The 17,040-nt window shown below is 62.9% G+C and carries 11 protein-coding genes; 6 read left to right on the forward strand and 5 right to left on the reverse strand.

What is annotated here, in order from left to right; genetic code table 11:
- Positions 1-407 precede the first annotated feature (407 nt).
- Positions 408-2,099 (reverse strand): divalent metal cation transporter, encoded by a 1,692-nt coding sequence (locus tag OXI69_11490; GenBank protein MDE2666763.1) that lies wholly within the window; start codon positions 2,097-2,099, stop codon positions 408-410.
- Between the two features lie 415 nt (positions 2,100-2,514).
- On the opposite strand from OXI69_11490, the gene OXI69_11495 reads away from it, so the two are divergent.
- From OXI69_11495 to OXI69_11505, 3 genes are all read left to right on the forward strand, one after another.
- Entirely contained in the window at positions 2,515-3,663 is a 1,149-nt protein-coding gene (locus tag OXI69_11495; GenBank protein MDE2666764.1) for an aldo/keto reductase, read from the forward strand.
- Between the two features lie 367 nt (positions 3,664-4,030).
- A complete protein-coding gene (locus OXI69_11500) occupies positions 4,031-5,173 on the forward strand; it encodes an aldo/keto reductase (GenBank protein MDE2666765.1) in 1,143 nt (380 codons plus the stop codon).
- Between the two features lie 501 nt (positions 5,174-5,674).
- Positions 5,675-8,254 (forward strand): ABC transporter substrate-binding protein, encoded by a 2,580-nt coding sequence (locus OXI69_11505; GenBank protein ID MDE2666766.1) that lies wholly within the window; start codon positions 5,675-5,677, stop codon positions 8,252-8,254.
- A 12-nt stretch (positions 8,255-8,266) separates the two neighbouring features.
- On the opposite strand, the gene OXI69_11510 is transcribed toward OXI69_11505, so the two are convergent.
- Positions 8,267-9,880, reverse strand: coding sequence for a PQQ-dependent dehydrogenase, methanol/ethanol family (locus OXI69_11510; protein ID MDE2666767.1), 1,614 nt, complete (start codon positions 9,878-9,880; stop codon positions 8,267-8,269).
- A gap of 106 nt (positions 9,881-9,986) precedes the next feature.
- Positions 9,987-10,823: a c-type cytochrome gene (locus OXI69_11515; GenBank protein MDE2666768.1), complete on the reverse strand. Its 837-nt coding sequence runs from the start codon at positions 10,821-10,823 to the stop codon at positions 9,987-9,989.
- A gap of 270 nt (positions 10,824-11,093) precedes the next feature.
- Here OXI69_11515 and OXI69_11520 point away from each other — a divergent pair, with 270 nt between their 5' ends.
- Positions 11,094-12,425, forward strand: coding sequence for an aspartate aminotransferase family protein (locus OXI69_11520; GenBank protein ID MDE2666769.1), 1,332 nt, complete (start codon positions 11,094-11,096; stop codon positions 12,423-12,425).
- 15 nt (positions 12,426-12,440) lie between these two features.
- Here the strand turns inward: OXI69_11520 and OXI69_11525 are convergent, their stop codons facing one another.
- Positions 12,441-13,484 (reverse strand): Gfo/Idh/MocA family oxidoreductase, encoded by a 1,044-nt coding sequence (locus tag OXI69_11525; GenBank protein MDE2666770.1) that lies wholly within the window; start codon positions 13,482-13,484, stop codon positions 12,441-12,443.
- Positions 13,485-13,500: 16 nt separating this feature from the next.
- Complete coding sequence (locus OXI69_11530) at positions 13,501-13,941, reverse strand: hypothetical protein (protein MDE2666771.1); 441 nt, start codon at positions 13,939-13,941, stop codon at positions 13,501-13,503.
- 289 nt (positions 13,942-14,230) lie between these two features.
- Here OXI69_11530 and OXI69_11535 point away from each other — a divergent pair, with 289 nt between their 5' ends.
- Positions 14,231-14,449, forward strand: coding sequence for a hypothetical protein (locus OXI69_11535; protein MDE2666772.1), 219 nt, complete (start codon positions 14,231-14,233; stop codon positions 14,447-14,449).
- A gap of 1,318 nt (positions 14,450-15,767) precedes the next feature.
- Positions 15,768-17,040, forward strand: a 1,273-nt coding sequence (locus tag OXI69_11540) for a hypothetical protein (protein ID MDE2666773.1), incomplete at its 3' end; no start/stop codon positions are given.

Here is a 17,040-nt window from a genome sequence, read left to right on the forward strand (position 1 = left end):
GCGCCGCCGCCGCATTCGCGGCTCAACTCCCCTACGCGACGTTTCCCGATGGCTCCCCCCGGGCCCTTGCCCGGGGCATATTCTAAATAGAAAAGCACGTTTCCTCTTGCAGCGTTGTGGGTTCGGGGATAGCTGCGAATGCTGCGGTTGACGTGGGTTGCCCGGCGATACGCCACCTACGGGCCATCCCTATAGAGCTGCGTAGCTGCGGCTCAGGGTAGCCCCGGGTGTCAACCCGGGGTCGTATGGGTTCAGCACCCACCCAGCCGCGAATGCGGCGCATAAAAAGCACCCGTTCACGAACGCACTGCTTCCCCAAAGAAACACCCCCCCACGCCACGGACACCCACTGGCGCCGCGAATGCGGCGCATAAAAAGCACCCTTCCGGAACGCAATGCTTTACCAATTACCCGCTTGGCGAATCCGCCTGACCGGAGGTTACGGGTTTCCGGCGCCGCCGCAAATGAAACCAAAGCGCCGCAACCGCCACCAGCCCCACCGCCGCCATCCCCCAGGGCCCGCCCTTCTTCCACACCATGATGAGGCTGCCGCAGCCGGCGACCGCGGTGGCCAGCGTCATCAGGCTGTTCCAGGTCCAGCGGCTCGCGCCCCGGGGCATCTCCGGACCCAGCACCTTGCGCTGGTTCATCAGCAGCAGGAAGGTTAGGTAGGCCAGCGGCAGCAGGATAAAGCCGAAGACCGAGGTGGGGATGGCCAGCCAGAAGGCGGCCTTGCTCCAGACGAAGGGTCCCAGGGCCCCGGTGGCCGCGGTCAGGGTGGCCAGCCGATAGGTCCAGCCGGTGGCGGGCAGGTTGAACATCTCGCAGATCACCAGCCCGGAGGCCAGCATCAGCAGCGTGATGGTCGACAGGGCCATCCCCAGCACGCCGAGACCGAAGACCAGGTTGGCGAAGGATCGACCGCTCAGCGGCTGCAGCGAGTCGGCCAGGTCGAAGGCGTCCCGGGTCACCAGCGTCGCCGCCAGCTTTTTCTCGGCCGGGGAGAAAGACATGGTTTCCGCAGGCGCCACAGATTGGCCCGCTGCCACTCGACCCTTCAACAACTGCTGGAACTCCCTTTGCTGAATGGGCGAGGCGGCGGCCATCTGTTGCTCGGCCGTCTCCGGCCCCAGGCCCGGCTGCGGTTGGACGTGGAACTGGGTTGCAGCGGCGATGACCACGCAACTGGTGGCAATCATGAAGGGAATCAGCATGCCGCTGCCCAGATCGAAGATCACGAAGCCGCGAAAGGCCTTGCCCCACTTGCGCCGGAGCAGCGTGTAGGGAAAGAGGAAGGTCATGTTGATGCCCACGGCCGTGGCCGCGGCGCTGACCAGCACGTCGGTCTGCTTCTGCACGATGAGGTCGCTCCAGTAGGAACGATGGGCCTCCGCCACGGACTGAAGCAGCGGGAGATATTGTTCCGAGGGAGTGAGCAGCGATTGCGGATTGGGGATGAACCCCTTCCACAGAGACTGCCAGGGCAATCCCTGGGGAGACAGGCTCAGGGTAATCACCACCGCGATGAAGCAGGCCACGATCAGGGCCACCGCGATCTTGAGAATGACCTCGTACAGCTTGACTCCCATGCGGCCGCGCCCGTAGCTCCAGGTGGCAGCCGTCGAAATCCCCAGGAGCAGGAGCACCACCAGGATCTTGCCCGGCCATCCTTCGACTACCCCCGGAAGCAGGTTCTGCTGTATTACGGCCGTCGCCAGGGAATATTGGGGCATCGACCACACCAGGCTGGCCAGCAGCGAGGCCAGCGCCCAGCCCCACCCCAGCACGGGGTTGACCTGCCGATTGACGGCCTGAAAGGGGGAAGCGCCGGTGGAGGTGGTGACATATCCGATGGCGCTCAGCATCACGATGCCCAGCACCATGGCCACGGGCTGCAGCCAGAGCAGCGAGTAGCCGGCCAGCACGCCCAGGTAGAGGCTGCTGCTCAAGGAGCCGCCGCCCAGGGTCAGGGCGCTCTGCAGCCAACCCGGCCCCGACAGCTTGAAGTAGGCCAGCACCAGCGCAAGCCCACCTTTTCTTTGGGCCTCCAGGAGGGTCTGCTCTTCCGGGTGTGGGGCAGGCGGGGCGGCGGTATTCATCGCGGAGTCCTCGCAGAAAGGGAATCAGAAGTGGGGGGAAGATCGCTGAACAAGACCCGGAGAATATCGGGGGGCCATTCACCTGTCAAGCGTTTGGCCTCCAGGTCCGAGGACCCGACCGGCGCCCGGACGGCGGGGGGCGGCAGGTTCGGCGTCCCCCGGAAGCGGACACTTCGCCTGCTATCGACACCGGACAGTTCACATACTACCGGCAGCGCCCCTGAAAAGACTTGACAAGCCACCCCGCCTGAAGGATTTTAGGGGCTCCCGGCAAGGCGGTCATCCACCGTCCGGGCAGCCCAAAGCCCGCCTGTCCAGGGTGTTCCCATTCAACGGCCGGTTGACGTTTTCCCGCCGGCCACGGTCTCGGCTTCACCGCAACCGCAATAACACCAATCCAGAAAGGTAACCCTCAATGCCCCAACGTCCCTTGTCTTCGCATCAGGTCGACCGTCCCACCGACCGCAGGACCTTCCTCAAGGCTTGTGGAGCGGCCGCGGGCTCGATGGTGCTGGCCCCGCTGTCCGGTTGCCAGCAGGCCCCACCGCCGTCCGAGCCTGCCGGCCGTCCCTCTCACCTGGTGCAGTTCGGCCACACCGACCTCTACGTTTCCAGGCACTGCCAGGGCACGGCCTTCCGGCGCCATCTCAGCCGCGAGGGCGGGGATGCCGAGGCCCACAAGCTGATAGGGCACTGTATCGACCTCGGCATCAATTTCTTCGACTCCTCCGAAGCCTACGGGCACGGAGGATCCGAGACCGCATTGGGGCACGGAATCGCCGGACGGCGCAGCGAGGTGGTGATCGCCACCAAGGCCGCTGCAAGCGGCGCCGACGGAAAGCCCCTGGTCTTCACCCGGGAGATCCTGACCCGGAAGTGCGAAGCCAGCCTCAATCGCCTGCAAACCGACTACATCGATATCTACCTGTTGCACGGCGCCGACAAGCTCACTCCCTCCAGCGAACAATACTCGCCGCCTCACGACACCCCGACTCTGGAACACATGGAGGAGATTGCCGACGCCCTGGACAGCCTGGTTCAGGCCGGCAAGATCCGCTACTGGGGAGTTTCCAACCACCTGGCCAAGCAGGTGGACGAGTTGATCGAGATCGGAATGAGGGCCGACAGGTCCGGCAAGTCACGCCTCGCCGGCCTGCAGGACTACTACAACATCGTGTCCGGCGCCCGCCGGGACTTCATGAGCCAGGAGTTGTTCCCGCTGATTCGCAAGGGCAACCTGGGGCTGATGGCCTTCAGCCCTCTGGGCGAAGGCAGACTGGTGCCGGGTCGAGAGCCCGAGGAGGGATCTCCCCTAGTCGGCGTGATCGAGGAACTGGACCGGGTCGCCGAAGAACTGGGGGTCAGCCGCCCCCAGGTGTGCGTGGCCTGGGTGCTTTCTCACCCCGAGGTGACCAGCGCCCTCTCTGGAGGGGAAAAGCCCGAGCACGTGGAGGACAACTTCAAGGGCACAAAGCTCACCCTGCCGGCAGAGGCTCTGACGCGGCTCAAGGCCGCCTCCGACACCTACAACGAGCTGATGGCCAAAGCGAAAGCCGAGGGTTGAGAGGAAAAGGACAAGCCAAGGCGCGCCCGGCACAGAGCGTAACCGCAAGGCAGAACAATAGGACCAGCACCGTACTGATGTCTATTGCAAAATTCGGCATCGGGTCGTTTGCCGGGAATGGCCACAAAAGGCACAAAAACACAATTTGTGACTTTTGTGCTTTTTGTGGTTAAACAGCATTTTTCACCCGGGCGCACCCGATAATGAAAATGGCAGAACCTCGGGATTGACGGCACAATGACCTGCCCCGCTGCGAATTTTGCAAAAGGCTCTACTGAAAAAAGTTCTCAAATTAGGTCGAACATCCCGTTTAGAAATGCGGGTTAATCGCAATCGCAATACAACCGTTCCTGCGAGGTAAACCACCATGCCCCTACGTCCCCTGTCTTCCCGTGCCGTCGACAGTCCGACCGATCGCAGGACCTTCCTCAAGGCTTGCGGAGCGGCTGCCGGCTCGGTGGTACTGGCTCCGCTGTCCGGTTGCCAACAGGCGCCACCGCCGCCCGAACCCACCAGCCGTCCCTCTCACCTGGTGCAGTTCGGCCACACCGACCTCTGGGTCTCCAGGCACTGCCAGGGCACGGCCTTCCGGCGCCACCTCAGCCGCGAGGGCGGGGACGTGGAGGCTCACAAGCTGATCCGGCACTGCATCGACATCGGCATCAACTTCTTCGACTCCGCCGAAGGCTACGGGATGGGAGGATCCGAAACCGCACTGGGGCACGGAGTCGCCGGACGGCGCAACGAGGTGGTGATCGCCACCAAAGGCTCGCCGCATCCCGCCGGCGAGAAACCCTTGGTCTTCACCAAGGAGATCCTGACCCGGAAGTGCGAAGCCAGCCTCAAACGCCTGAACACCGACTACATCGATATCTACCTGCTGCACGCCCCCGACGCGATTACTCCGTCCAGCCAACGTCCGGAGCCGCCCGCCGGCACCGCGACCCTGGAGCACATGGAGATGATCGCCGACACCATGGACAGCCTGGTTCAGTCCGGCAAGATCCGTTACTGGGGAGTTTCCAGCCACCTGGCCAAACAGGTGGACGAGCTGATCGAGATCGGAATGAGGCCGGACAGGTCGGGAAAATCACGCCTCGCCGGCCTGCAGGACTACTACAACATCGTGTCCGGCGCCCGCCGCGACTTCATGAGCGAGGAGCTGTTCCCGCTGATTCGCAAGGGCAACCTGGGACTGATGGCCTTCAGCCCGCTGGGAGAAGGCAGGCTGGTGCCGGGCCGGGAGCCCGAGGAGGGATCTCCCCTGACAGGCGTGATCCAGGAACTGGACCGGGTCGCCGAAGAACTGGGCGTCAGCCGCCCCCAGGTGTGCGTGGCCTGGGTGCTCTCTCATCCCGAGGTGACCAGCGCCCTCTCCGGAGGAGAAAAGCCCGAGCACGTGGAGGACAACTTCAAGGGCACCCAGCTCACCCTCCCCGACGAGGCCCTGACGCGACTCAAGGCCGCCTCCGACACCTACAACGAACTGATGGCGAAAGCGGAGGGTTGAGGGGCGAGTAGCCGTTTGCGCAGCCCCGGTTAGATGGCGCGGGGCAAAACCCAGGCAGAAACAAGGATGCGGGCGGGACGCCCGCGCTCCCGGGTGGGCATCATCCAATGACAGCAGTGAGGTAGTTAGGGGCGGGTTATGTTCGGGCGGGAGGCCCGCACCTTGTTCCTGCAAACAGCCTCCGACCCACGCATCTGCATTGCTTCCACCGACTCCTTGAATGTAGGCTTAAGCGCCGGCGAGAACGCGATCTCCCGTCAAAAGGCACGGACCACATTGTGCGCTCGAGGTCGGGAGGCATGGATGAGCCGGTCTGACATGTCGCGGTTGCGCGTATGCCTTCTTTACCATTTTCCCTGTTTCCCAAAACATAAAGCCATGCGAGACCCATTGTATTGTTTGCCTTTGTTCTTGATCCTTGTGGTCGCCGCGCCGGCTGTCGGCGCCGAGGTTGGCAGCGATGCGCCGACCTGCGCGGACAGCTCTGTCGTAGCCGGTGCCGTGCGCACAGAGGAAGACGTTCGAGTATTCGTTCAATGCGCCTACGAGCTGGTTCAGGAAGTGGGCCCCGAGGCGGCCCGGCGGGCCTTCCACGAGGAAGAGCGATGGAGGAGTGGTTCGATCTATGTTGTCGTCGTCGAACAGACGCCGGCCCAAGGGGCAGCTCGGTATTTCGTCTTCCCACCCGACCCTTCGAGGGAGGGGAGGCCGCACGGACCTCTGATCGACAATTACGGCGGCGACTTCGCCGTGGAAGGGAACCGTGTCATCAGTCAATTCGGCGAAGGTTGGGTCTACTATGCGTTCGCCAATCCTGTGACCGGCCGGGAAGAGCCGAAGTCTTCCTACTTCAAGGCCATCGACTGGAACGGAGTGCCCTCCATGATCGGCGCCGGGATATACCGCCGGGATATTCCGGGCACCTGCCATGGGGACGAGGTCAACGCCGCCATGCTGGACGCCGACCCTTCCCGGGCAAGGTTGCAGGAGTTTGTCCGTTGCGCCGCCATGGATCTGGAATCGAGGGGATATTTCTCCACCGTCGCCCTGTCGTTCGATCCCCGTTGGAGAAGCGGTTCGGTCTACCTGTTCGGCCTGGACACTTTCGGCAACGCGCTCTTCACCGGCGATCCCTACAGTCACCCCTTCGGCACCGGCATATCCGAACTGGATCCGAGCTTTGTCGGAACCTTCGGCGACCGGGACATCGTGAGCGTCGCCAATACCTTCGGAGAGTCGTTTCTCTACTACTCGACGCGCAATCCCTTTACCGGACTGCAGGCCCGCAAGGTGACTTTCGTCAAGAGGATCATGGTCTTCGATATGCCGATCCTGCTCGCCGCCGGCTACTATCCGGAAGACATTCCATCGGGATCGGGCAATGAAGATGACGGAGGCTCCGGTTCTCCACCAGGCGACGACACTCAGGGTGCGGGCCAGGGGGGCAGCGCCACCCTTCTCTACTGGCAGGCGCCGACCATTCTCAACCCCTACCTGTCCCGTGGCACCAAGGATGTCGAAGCGGCATCGCTGGTCATCGAGCCGCTGGCCGAGTACACTCCGGACGGGGAGATCGTCCCCGTACTCGCCACACAATTGCCGACCTCCGAGAACGGCGGCTTCTCCGCCGACCGGACCAGCATCACCTGGAAAATCCGGGATGATGCGCTCTGGTCAGACGGCACCTCTGTGACCGCCGACGACGTCGTCTTTACCTGGCGCTACTGCACCGCTCCGGGAGGTGGCTGCTCCCGGGCTCGGGCCTTCGAAAACGTGGCCTCTGTCGACGCCGTCGACGAGCGAACCGTCACCATCACCTTCGTTGAACCGACGTCATTCCCCTATGACCCGTTCGTGTCCAGCGTCAGCCCGATCCTGCAAGCCGCGCAGTTCGCCGACTGCCTGGGCGAGGCGGCGGCCGGCTGCACCGACGAGAACCTGGGACCCATCGGCACGGGTCCCTATCTCGTGTCAGACTTCGGCTCAGACGGCACCATCCACTACCGGTTCAATCCCCGCTACCGGGGCGTAGAGTCGGGTCTTCCCTATTTCGGTGAAGTGATCCTGAAGGGCGGCGGTTCGGCCGAGGCCGCGGCACGATCGGTTCTTGAGCTCAACCAGGCCGACTATGCCTGGAACCTCCAGGTTGAACCCGAAGTCCTGGCTTCGATCTCAGAGGGCGGCGGTGGAACCATCGTCTCTGCTTTCGGCACGACAGTCGAGCGCCTGCTGATGAACCAGACCAACCCGGACCCGAGCCTGGGCGATCTACGTTCGGAGTACGCCGACGGCGCCAACCCGCACCCATTCCTGACCGATCCGGTGGTGGGGCGGGCCCTCTCACTGGCAATCGACCGCGACACCCTGGGCAGGACCGGTTACGGCGAGCAGGCCGGGCGTCCGACCTGCAATGTCTGGCCTGCGCCGCCCTCCCAGGCATCCACCAACAACGACGAATGCCTGGTTCAGAACATGGATCTGGCCAAGAAGATTCTGGACGATGCCGGGATCGTGGATTCCGATGGCGACGGCGTGCGGGAGCGGGAAGGGGTTCCCCTCAGGATCCTCTACCAGACTTCGACCAATTCGGTGCGCCAGACCACCCAGGAACTGATCAAGGGCTGGTGGACGGAACTCGGCATCGAGACCAGGCTGAAGCATGTCAATCCCGGCGTGTTCTTCGGTGGTGACATCACCAGTCCGGACACCGTGGGCAAGTTTTACGCCGACGTTCAGATGTACGCCAACAGCGGAATCAGCCCGGATCCGGAGAGTTACCTGGGGTCCTGGGTCACCACCGAGATCGCCCGGGCGGCCAACTCCTATCGCGGCTCGAACGTCCCGCGCTTCCAGTCAGACGAATACGATCGGCTCTTCGCCGAGCTCCAGAACACGGTTGACATGGAACGGCGCAACCGGATCACCATTGCGCTCAACGACCTGCTGGTCGGCAGCTACGCGATCGTCCCTCTGGTTCACCGGGGATCGGTATCGGCTCACTCCAATGACATCGAGGGTGTCTGGATGAACGCCTGGGATTCGGAGCTGTGGAACTTCGAAACCTGGAAGCGACGCGAGTAGATCAACCCAATCTCAGGGCGACAGGCTGAAGGTGAAGAGATTGCTGCCGGCGGCCACGGCCACGATCTGCTTGCCGTCCAGCATGTAGGTGATGGGGTGGGTGGTGATGGGCGACCCGGTCTGGAACTGCCACAGGCTCTTGCCGGTGTGGGCATCCAGCGCGGTGAGATAGCCGTCCATGTCGCCCACGAACACCAGCCCTCCCGCGGTGGAGAGCGTCCCTGCCCAGGTCGGGGTGTGGAACTTGAACTCCCACTTGACCTCCCCGGTGGTGGGCACCAGGGCCTTGACCACGCCCCAGGTATCTTCGTCCGGCTTAACCTGAGGAAAGCTCCCCAGCCAGAAGTGGCCCGGCTCCAATTCCTGCTCGCTGCTGAAGTAGTCGGTGCACTCCTCGCGGACCACCACGTAGAGCAGACCGGCATCGGGATTGTAGGATGGCGCCATCCAGTTGGACCCTCCTCCCATTCCCGGGCACTGGCGGTTTCCCTCCGGAGTGGGGGCGGTGTTGGGAAGCACCATGGGCCGCCCGTTGGCGTCGATTCCTGAGGCCCAGGTGACCCGAGCCACCGCGTTTGCGTGGAGGAACTCTCCGGTTTCCCTGTCCAGGACGTAGTAGAAACCGTTGCGATTGGACTGGACCATCAGCTTTCTGGCCTTGCCGTCCATTTCGAGATCCAGCAGCACCGGGACCTCGTTGGCGTCCCAGTCGTGGACGTCGTGAGGCGTGAATTGAAAGTACCACTGCATCTTGCCGGTGTCGGGGTCCAGCGCCACCACTGAGGCAGAGTAGAGGTTGTCGCCCAGGCGGGTCTCCCCGTTGAGATCGGGGGCCGGATTCCCGGTGCACCAGTAGAGCAGGTCCAGCTCAGGATCGTAGGTTCCCGTCATCCAGGTCGGCGCCCCGCCCGTCTTCCAGGAATCTCCCAACCAGGTTTCCGAGCCGGGCTCTCCGGCCGCCGGAATGGTCCAGAACCGCCACAGCCGCTTTCCTGTATCGGGGTCGTAGGCGTCCAGGAAACCGCGGACTCCATATTCGCCGCCTCCGGTTCCGATGATGACCTTGTCCTTGACGATGAGAGGAGCCCCGGTGGAGCTGTAGCCGATTCGGTAGTCGGCCCGCTCGATGTCCCAGAGGACGTTTCCGGTCTTGGTGTCCAGGGCCACCAGGTGGGAGTCGAGGGTGGCCATGAACAGCTTGTCCCGCAGCAGGGCGAATCCCCGATTGATGGGCCCGCAGCAGAGGCTCTGGTCGGGCAGGCTGCGCTGGTATCTCCAGAGCCTCCGACCCGTTCGAGCGTCCAGGGCATAGCCGTTGTTGTAGGGAGCCGTGATGTACATCATCCCGTCTACCACCAGGGGTACGGTCTGGAACTTGGCGGCAGCCCCCACGCCGGTCTGAAACACCCAGTCGACCCGCAGGTCGTTCACGTTGCCCTTGTGAATCTGCTTGAGCGGACGGTAGTTCCGGCCGCTGTAATCCCCGCGGTAGGTGAGCCAGTTCTCCGGCTCATCCATTGCCCGCACCAATCGTTCGCTGGTTACCTCTCCGGCCCGGGACAAGCCGGTCAAGCCGGGAAACATCAGCGACAGGCACATTGCCGGCACAAACCATGATCGAGTCATTGGCTCTCCTCTTCGGACAGGATGCCTCCGCCAGCCGGCCGGCCCGGGAAGAAACCGCCCGCATCGGGTCTGTCCGGATAGCTGGAACTCACCTGATTCTACGCTTTCAATCCGCGGTCGGCCGAGTGAGGAATACCAGAAGATCCATCAATTCCTGGTCGGAAAGCGCGCTTTCCGAATAGGCCGGCATCAGCGAATGGTCCAGGTGGGTGAGTTCCCGCAGCTCGCTCTTGCGGTAGCTGTGGTAGTTCTCCTCCCGATCCAGCACCTGGATGGTATAGGTGTCCTCGTTGCGGACGACACCGGTGATCTCCTTTCCCGAGGAGGTCACCAGGCGGACCGACTCGTAGCCGCCCGCCATCCGTCCGTCCGCTTGTAGGACATTCTTGAACTGAGCGCTGGGGTCCCGCATGGCTTCCAGGAACGACTCCCAGGGGCGAGAATTTCCGATGCCTGTCAGGTCGGGACCCAAGCGCCCTCCTTCTCCCCGAACCATGTGGCAGCCGGAGCAAAAGCCCTTGCCGCTGAAGATCTCACGCCCCGATTTCCAGTTTCCGCTCAAATCCTGAGGCTGAGCCTTGGACCGGAGATCGGTGATAAAGGCGATCATGCGCCACAGATTGCTGTCGGGTAGCGTTTGGCCGGGCATCTGGGTTCCCTGGATTCCGTTCCTCACCACCTCGAGCATGTCGTGATCGTCTACAACATGGGTGAGCTGCCCTCGAACCAGGTCGGGCCCGCGGAATCCCCCGCCGCCCTCCATTCCGTGGCAGCCGGCGCAGTAATAGCGGAAGAGGCCTTTTCCGACCAGAATGTCGTCCGGGTTCCCCTTGTAGGGGTTCTGCTTCCTCTCTTCTTCCTCCGCCACCGCCGGGGCTGCGAAGATTGAGCCCAGGACGACGGCAAGGATGGCCGGGACAAGAGGCCTCGCCAGAATTTGCATAATCATGTCACCCGGCTGGAGAATGGCTTGGACAAAGCCGCGTTCGGTCGATTTTAGGGCAAGGTCTTGCTGAAGTCAAAAGCCGGACGGCGCCTCTTTCGTCGAGGTTTCTCTGGCGCCCGGGGGCGGGAAACTGGTACAAACGGCATGGCGCTGTTTGGCCTGAAGCAGGATCGGAGTTCCACCATTGGTTGAGCCTTTTGTAAGATTCCGCAGGTACGGGACGTCAGGCAAAGGGCTCGGTCGGTTAATTTCGGAAAGGGCACCATCATGACGGAGCAAGTAATCTCGGTGGAAGAAGAATACAGGAGGCGCACACCCAATTCAGCCGATGCCTTTCGACGGGGTGTGCCGGTGACGGCCGGTCCCGCCAAGGGCGCCTACTTCTTTCAGCCCTACCCCCTGACCATGTCCAGAGCCCGGGGGTGCTTCCTGCAAGACATCGACGGGCACCGCTATGTGGACTTCGCCAACCACCACTCCACCCAGATCCTGGGCCACAACCACCCCAAGGTCATAGAGGCCATTCGCTCCCAGTTGGACCAGGGAACCGCCCTGGGCGCCCCGACGGGCATCGAGACCGACATGGCCGCCGAAATGTGCCGCCGGGTCGCCAGCCTGGACCGGGTGCGGTTCGTGAACTCCGGCACCGAAGCCACCCTGCACGCGGTCCGGCTGGCCCGGGGATTCAGCCGCAAGTCCAGGATCGCCAAGTTCGAAGGCGGCTACCACGGCAGCCACGACGCGGTGGAAGTCAGCGTGTTCCCGCCGTTGGACCGGGCCGGACCGGTCCAGGCACCCCATTCCGTGCCAGGCGCCGGAGGGATGTCGCCCCACGCGGCCGGCGAGGTGCTGGTGCTCCCCTACAACGACGAGGCCGCCGTCGCCAGCCTGATCGACGAACACGCCCGGGACCTGGCCTGCGTCATCTTCGACCCCAAGGCGGGGATGCTCCCGGTTCGGCCGGAATTCGCCCGCGCCGTGAGAGAGATCACCCGCAGGCACGGGCTCCTGCTGATTTTCGACGAAATTGTCGGCTTTCGCGCCGGCAGAGGGGGTCTGCAGGAACAATTCGGAATCGATCCGGACCTGACCTGCTTCGGGAAGATCGTGGGGGGAGGGTTTCCGGTGGGGGCTTTCGGAGGCAGGGCCGACCTGATGGACCTGCTGGATCCGAACCGGGGGCCGACAGGCTTTTCCCAGAGCGGAAGCTTCAGCGCCAACCCCATGACCATGGCTGCCGGCCTGGCCACCCTGCGAGAACTGACGCCTTCGGCCTTCGACCACCTCAACGGCCTGGCGGACCGATTGACCGCCGGGTTGAACGACCTCTTCGCCCGCCGGAGCGTGCACGCCCAGGCCATCAATACGGGCTCGGTCTTCAGCATCTACTTCGTCGAGGGCAAGCTGGAGACCTATCGCGACCTGGCCCGAGCCGACCGGGCCTTGAGCCACCAGGTCTTTCTGGCCTTGCTGAGGGAAGGTTACTTCCTGAGCCACACCCTCAGCATGTGCGCCTTGTCGCTGCCCATGGGGAACGAGCACATCAGCGGGCTGATCGCCGCCATGGACAAGGCGCTGGACCGAGTCCTGGGCGCCTGAGATAGCGGGCAAAGGCTAGCCGCTGTTCAGCAGTCGGTTTCGGTCCTCTCCCTGAAGCGGCAGTTGGGTCCAGGCGCCCGAGCGGTCGTGGGAGACGTGGAAAGCCACGATGCTTTCCAGGACGTGCAGGGCTTCTCCGGCGTCGTAGGCAAAGGCCCCGCGGCCGTCCAGCCAGGCCACGATCTCCTGCACGGCCCGGTCCATCCCGGTGGCCTGACCGCGCAGGCTGGGCCACTGTTCCTGCCGGCCATCCCAGAACTCCAGACACACTTCGTCCCCTCCGGTCAGGGCCCGCCCCCTGCTTCCGTTGATGCTCAGGCTCATGGGGACCCTGGCGTAGTCGGAGGCATCCACGGTGACCATCACACCGCCCTCCAGGCGCATCAAGCCCCATCCGCCGGGGTCCTGAAAGGCCGGACCGCGGCAATCGGGCTTCCCCGCCAGATCCAGGGTTCCCGAGACGGCTTCCACCTGCCGCCCGGTCACCATGCGGAGGGCGTCGAACAGGTGGGTGCCGACATTGCCCAGGCGCCCGCTGCTCCACTGCAGGTTGACCGAGGTCAGCTCACCCAATTCCCCTTCGCCGATCAGATCGCGCAGGCGGCGATAGTTGGGATGAAAGCGCCGGTTGTGGTTGATTGCCAGGAGAGATCCCGACTCCCGGCAGGCCCGCAGCATCCGATCTCCCTCGGAAACGCGGGAGGCCATGGGTTTTTCGCAGTAGATGGCCCGGATTCCGGCGCGGGCGCAGGCCACGGTGATTTCCTCGTGCACCGGTGTGTAGGTGGCCACGCTCACCAGGTCGAGGGTTTGGGCGGCAATCATCTCCCGCCAGTCGGCGTAGCTGCCAACCCCGGCGCGCTCTTCGAAGCGGGCCCGGCGTCCCGCATCGCGGCTGCTTCCCGCCACCAGTTGGATTCTCGGGTTTCCCGCAAGCGCCCCAAGGTGGGTGCCGTCCAGGTTCTCCACCTGTTGCCCCAGGGCATCGCCGGAGGTCTGGTCGGCGGCACCGATAAACCCCAGACCGATGATTCCCGCCCGGTAGGTTGTCTGGTTCACGCTTCCCCACTCCTCTTCAGCGCTTGTCGGGCCTGGCGCTTTTCCGTATCCAACTGGAGAAATAGTGAACTCGGAGCCTGCGCCTTCCCCACTTCCGCGCCGCCTCGAGGTCGTCACCCATGTAGATGTCGATGCGCCGGCGCCAGCGGCGGTGCATCTTGTCCAGCACGACGAAGCGCCGGCCGGGGAACCCCTCAATCCTCACCCTTGCTCCGCGAACGAACCCCAGCGGAATCAGGTCCCGGGAGACGGCGATGGACCTCATGCCCGGTTTCAGCCGGTCTCCCCAAGCGGCTACGTAGGGAGTTTCATCGGTCTGGTTGGGGTGGGAATTGTAGGCCGAGGCCGTGACTTCTATGGTGTCCTCTCCCACCGGAATGCAGGCGGCGTACAGCAACAGCACCGCCAGCGCCGCCACAGCCGACCACCCAACGGGCCTCCTGGGTCCTGAAGTCACACGGTCCCTCCATACGGCTTGCGTTCGGTCGAGCCGCCCGGAGGTTGCGCGGCCGGCAGGAAGACGACTTCCGAGAAACACTGTATACGGCCGTGGGTTCAGACGCAAGCCGACACGCGCGGTGCCGCGGAGGACAGCGGGAGCTCCCACCGGAGTCGCGCGGTGGGTGGGCCGATGTCATCCGGTCCGCCTGGAATTATTTTTTCGGGGTGATGATCCTCGAGAGATTGAGCGGTACTATTTCATAGGTGCCGGTCATTATATTGAGCAAGCCACCCGGAATCGACCCATGAACAGACCCGCAGCACGCCTTCACCTGGTGGAACAATCGGATCCAAAGGAACCGGAGCAACCGCCTGAACTGGAGACCGATCTGTTGGATTTCCCGGCATTTCGGTTCCTGGAAACCTTCTTTCGTATCCTTTCACTGGCGATCACCACCGTCTGCATTCTGCTGATCATCTCCTCGGGCCTGGTGCTTTGGATTCTGCTGGCGTTCTTCTCCTGAACGGGGCCGAGCACACCCTTGCCTGAAACAACCGAAAAAGAGTAGTCCACGGAGTGACACGAAGAACGACGAAGGGCCACCAAGCGTGACGGCTCTGCCACATCGGCAGGGCTACGATCCGGCAACCCAGCCCGCGCCCCGGGTGGGCGTTCGTACCATGACTTCTGTTGGCTGCAAGCAGTTCAAAATCCAGCCTGAACAGATGGTTTATTTACATCGATGCGCAGGATGCACAGGATTATTCCCGGAGACGGCTGGCTTGCAGTCCTGAACATCCGCAAATCCGCACGTTGTCATCGCTGGAGTCAGCCTCTCGTACATCGGCAAGGTGCCGGTCTTCGAGGTCACGAGCGCCGATCTACTTGAGATCCTCACGCCCCTCTGGCACCGCAAGGTAGCCACCGGCAAGCGGGTGGCTCCCGCGCCTGGGGGCGGTCCTGGAATGGGCGCGTTGCCTGGCCCAGGGGATCGGTTGCCCGCGCCAAGTCCAGCAAGGCGACCTCGCCTGGGGCAGGCCAGGTTGAGCAGGACAACCCGGGTCCGGGTTTTCATCATTTCGGCCTTTCCGCAGGAATTGTTGGGACGGTAGCGACTTCCGGGAGAGGGACGGCAAACACCTGTTACCCGCCCTCTCCTCTGTGCCGAACGAGGCGGGATTTCAGGCGGGTCGCTCCAGTCACTGCCACTGGTCCGTCCATCCGCATGCCGGAGGCAGGATGTTTCTTGCAGCCTCTTGAGGCCGAAGGAGTTCAGGGAAACCTTCTGTGTTACCCGCTCCCCCCAGATGGCGCAAATTGTCCTTCTTGTCCCGGTATCACCCTTCTATCGGCACACAGTGACCCTTTCCGAATTCCATAGGATATCCAGCCCCGAGCCCGTTCCAGTCGTCGCTTGGAGCCGGTCTCTGTCCTCCTCCAGGACTGCAGAATTCACCGGGGTGTTCCGGCGCTCGACGTGGTGATCGATGGATCGAGATTGGCTGCGGTCAAGGGCTGTCTATCCCGATCACAGTCCGGAACGGCGCCAGACCTGGAACCGGAGGCAGCCACGATGGCGGTCACGGTCACCACCGCGAGAGGTTCGCTGTGGCGTTCCCGTGCAGCGTTTGGATCCAATGGTGCACCGCGCCAGCATTCACGCCTGACTGGCTCACTCCTGGTCGGATTCGGGTGGTGGCGACACAAGAAAGTAGAAGCACACTTAATTTACACCCATTCAGATATAAGGTTCACTTTTTACTCATACTTAGTTGTTATTATCTTCTGCCCGTGGTCGCCGTGCGGGGTCACATCTTGGAAGTGTCAATAGGGAGGTAGTCATGACGGGAAGGCGATCGTCCTGGATGGTTCGTTTGGGGTGCAGTCTAGTTCTGGCTGGTCTCTTCACCGAGGCGCCCCCCGCCGTAGCCCAGCCGCAGGTGGAGTGCCATCGCCAGGAAGGGATCGATGAGGCGCCGACCCCCAGCATCACCGCCAGTGAGGTGGAAGCGAACCCGAACCCGGCCAACCTGAAGAGCTTCGCGCTGGAAGCCAGAGACTACAGGCAGGACTTGAGCCGAGACGAGTTAGCGTATGCGTCGTGTGTTTTCAGGCTTGAGGGAGATTGGAAGTCCGGTTCCATCTACGTTGTTACCCTGGATGTCCATGGAACCGTTTTGCGTCATCACGGCAATATGGCTCTTTCCGGCAGGGAACTCCGTGAGGAAGTCTTCATGGCAATCGTCGCTGCGGCCGGCTTTGATACAGACACTCAATCGTTCACAAACCCTGACGGTGGAGTCTTGGATATGCCGTTGAGCGGTTACGCTGTCGGATTCCATAGTATTTTTAACGCCCCGTCAATCCTGACCGCCGGCTTCGACATACAGGAGTCTCACCTGAAGCCGGTCGTTTTCGATCCTGCCGACACCCCGGCGGTCACCGCCAGTGACGTGACGGATCGGGAATCCCTCAAGGCCTTCGTGAACGGGGCGATTGAGTTCGTAAGTAACGTTTACGCGAGGGAAGGCACTAGAGCTGTTACAAGAATGAAGAGCGCCTTCAGGCAGGAGGAGGGACCCTGGAGAGACGGTTCCGTCTACCTCTATGTGCTGGATACCACCGGATACGTCTGGTTTCACGCGGCATTTCCGCAACAGTTCGAGTTGGTAGTGGCCACCGGTAGATACATCGATGCCGTTACCGGAAAACCCATTTTCCTCAAGATCATCGAGGCGGTCCAATCGAGCCCGGACGGCGCCTTCGTCGAGTATCACTTCGACGATCCCGCCGATGACTCCGACAGCGCCGAGATTCCCAAGACCGCCTTCGTACGCATGTATAGCTTCCCCGGACTTGAAAATATACTCCCGCCCTTTATCTTTGGCTCCGGCTTTTATGGGCCGGCGACCGGCACGGACGCCATGACCCAGTTCGTCCCGGTGGTGCTGGACTCGAGGGGGAAGAGCAACTCCCACTTCACCTCGGAGCTGGCTCTGACCAACCGTGGTTCCGAGCCGGCCATTCTCAACTACACCTACACGCCTCATCAGGGAGGGGGCAGCGGCACCGCCACCGACATGCTGGGTCCCCACCAGCAGAAGATCGAGGCCA

The sequence above is a fragment of the Acidobacteriota bacterium genome (assembly GCA_028875575.1).
Taxonomy (GTDB): Bacteria; Acidobacteriota; Terriglobia; order Versatilivoradales; family Versatilivoraceae; genus Versatilivorator.

Coding starts and splice junctions, on each gene's coding strand:
- OXI69_11490 (MDE2666763.1), bottom strand. CDS start 2,099: ATGAATACCGCCGCCCCGCCTGCCCCACACCCGGAAGAGCAGACCCTC.
- OXI69_11495 (MDE2666764.1), top strand. CDS start 2,515: ATGCCCCAACGTCCCTTGTCTTCGCATCAGGTCGACCGTCCCACCGAC.
- OXI69_11500 (MDE2666765.1), top strand. CDS start 4,031: ATGCCCCTACGTCCCCTGTCTTCCCGTGCCGTCGACAGTCCGACCGAT.
- OXI69_11510 (MDE2666767.1), bottom strand. CDS start 9,880: ATGACTCGATCATGGTTTGTGCCGGCAATGTGCCTGTCGCTGATGTTT.
- OXI69_11515 (MDE2666768.1), bottom strand. CDS start 10,823: ATGCAAATTCTGGCGAGGCCTCTTGTCCCGGCCATCCTTGCCGTCGTC.
- OXI69_11520 (MDE2666769.1), top strand. CDS start 11,094: ATGACGGAGCAAGTAATCTCGGTGGAAGAAGAATACAGGAGGCGCACA.
- OXI69_11535 (MDE2666772.1), top strand. CDS start 14,231: ATGAACAGACCCGCAGCACGCCTTCACCTGGTGGAACAATCGGATCCA.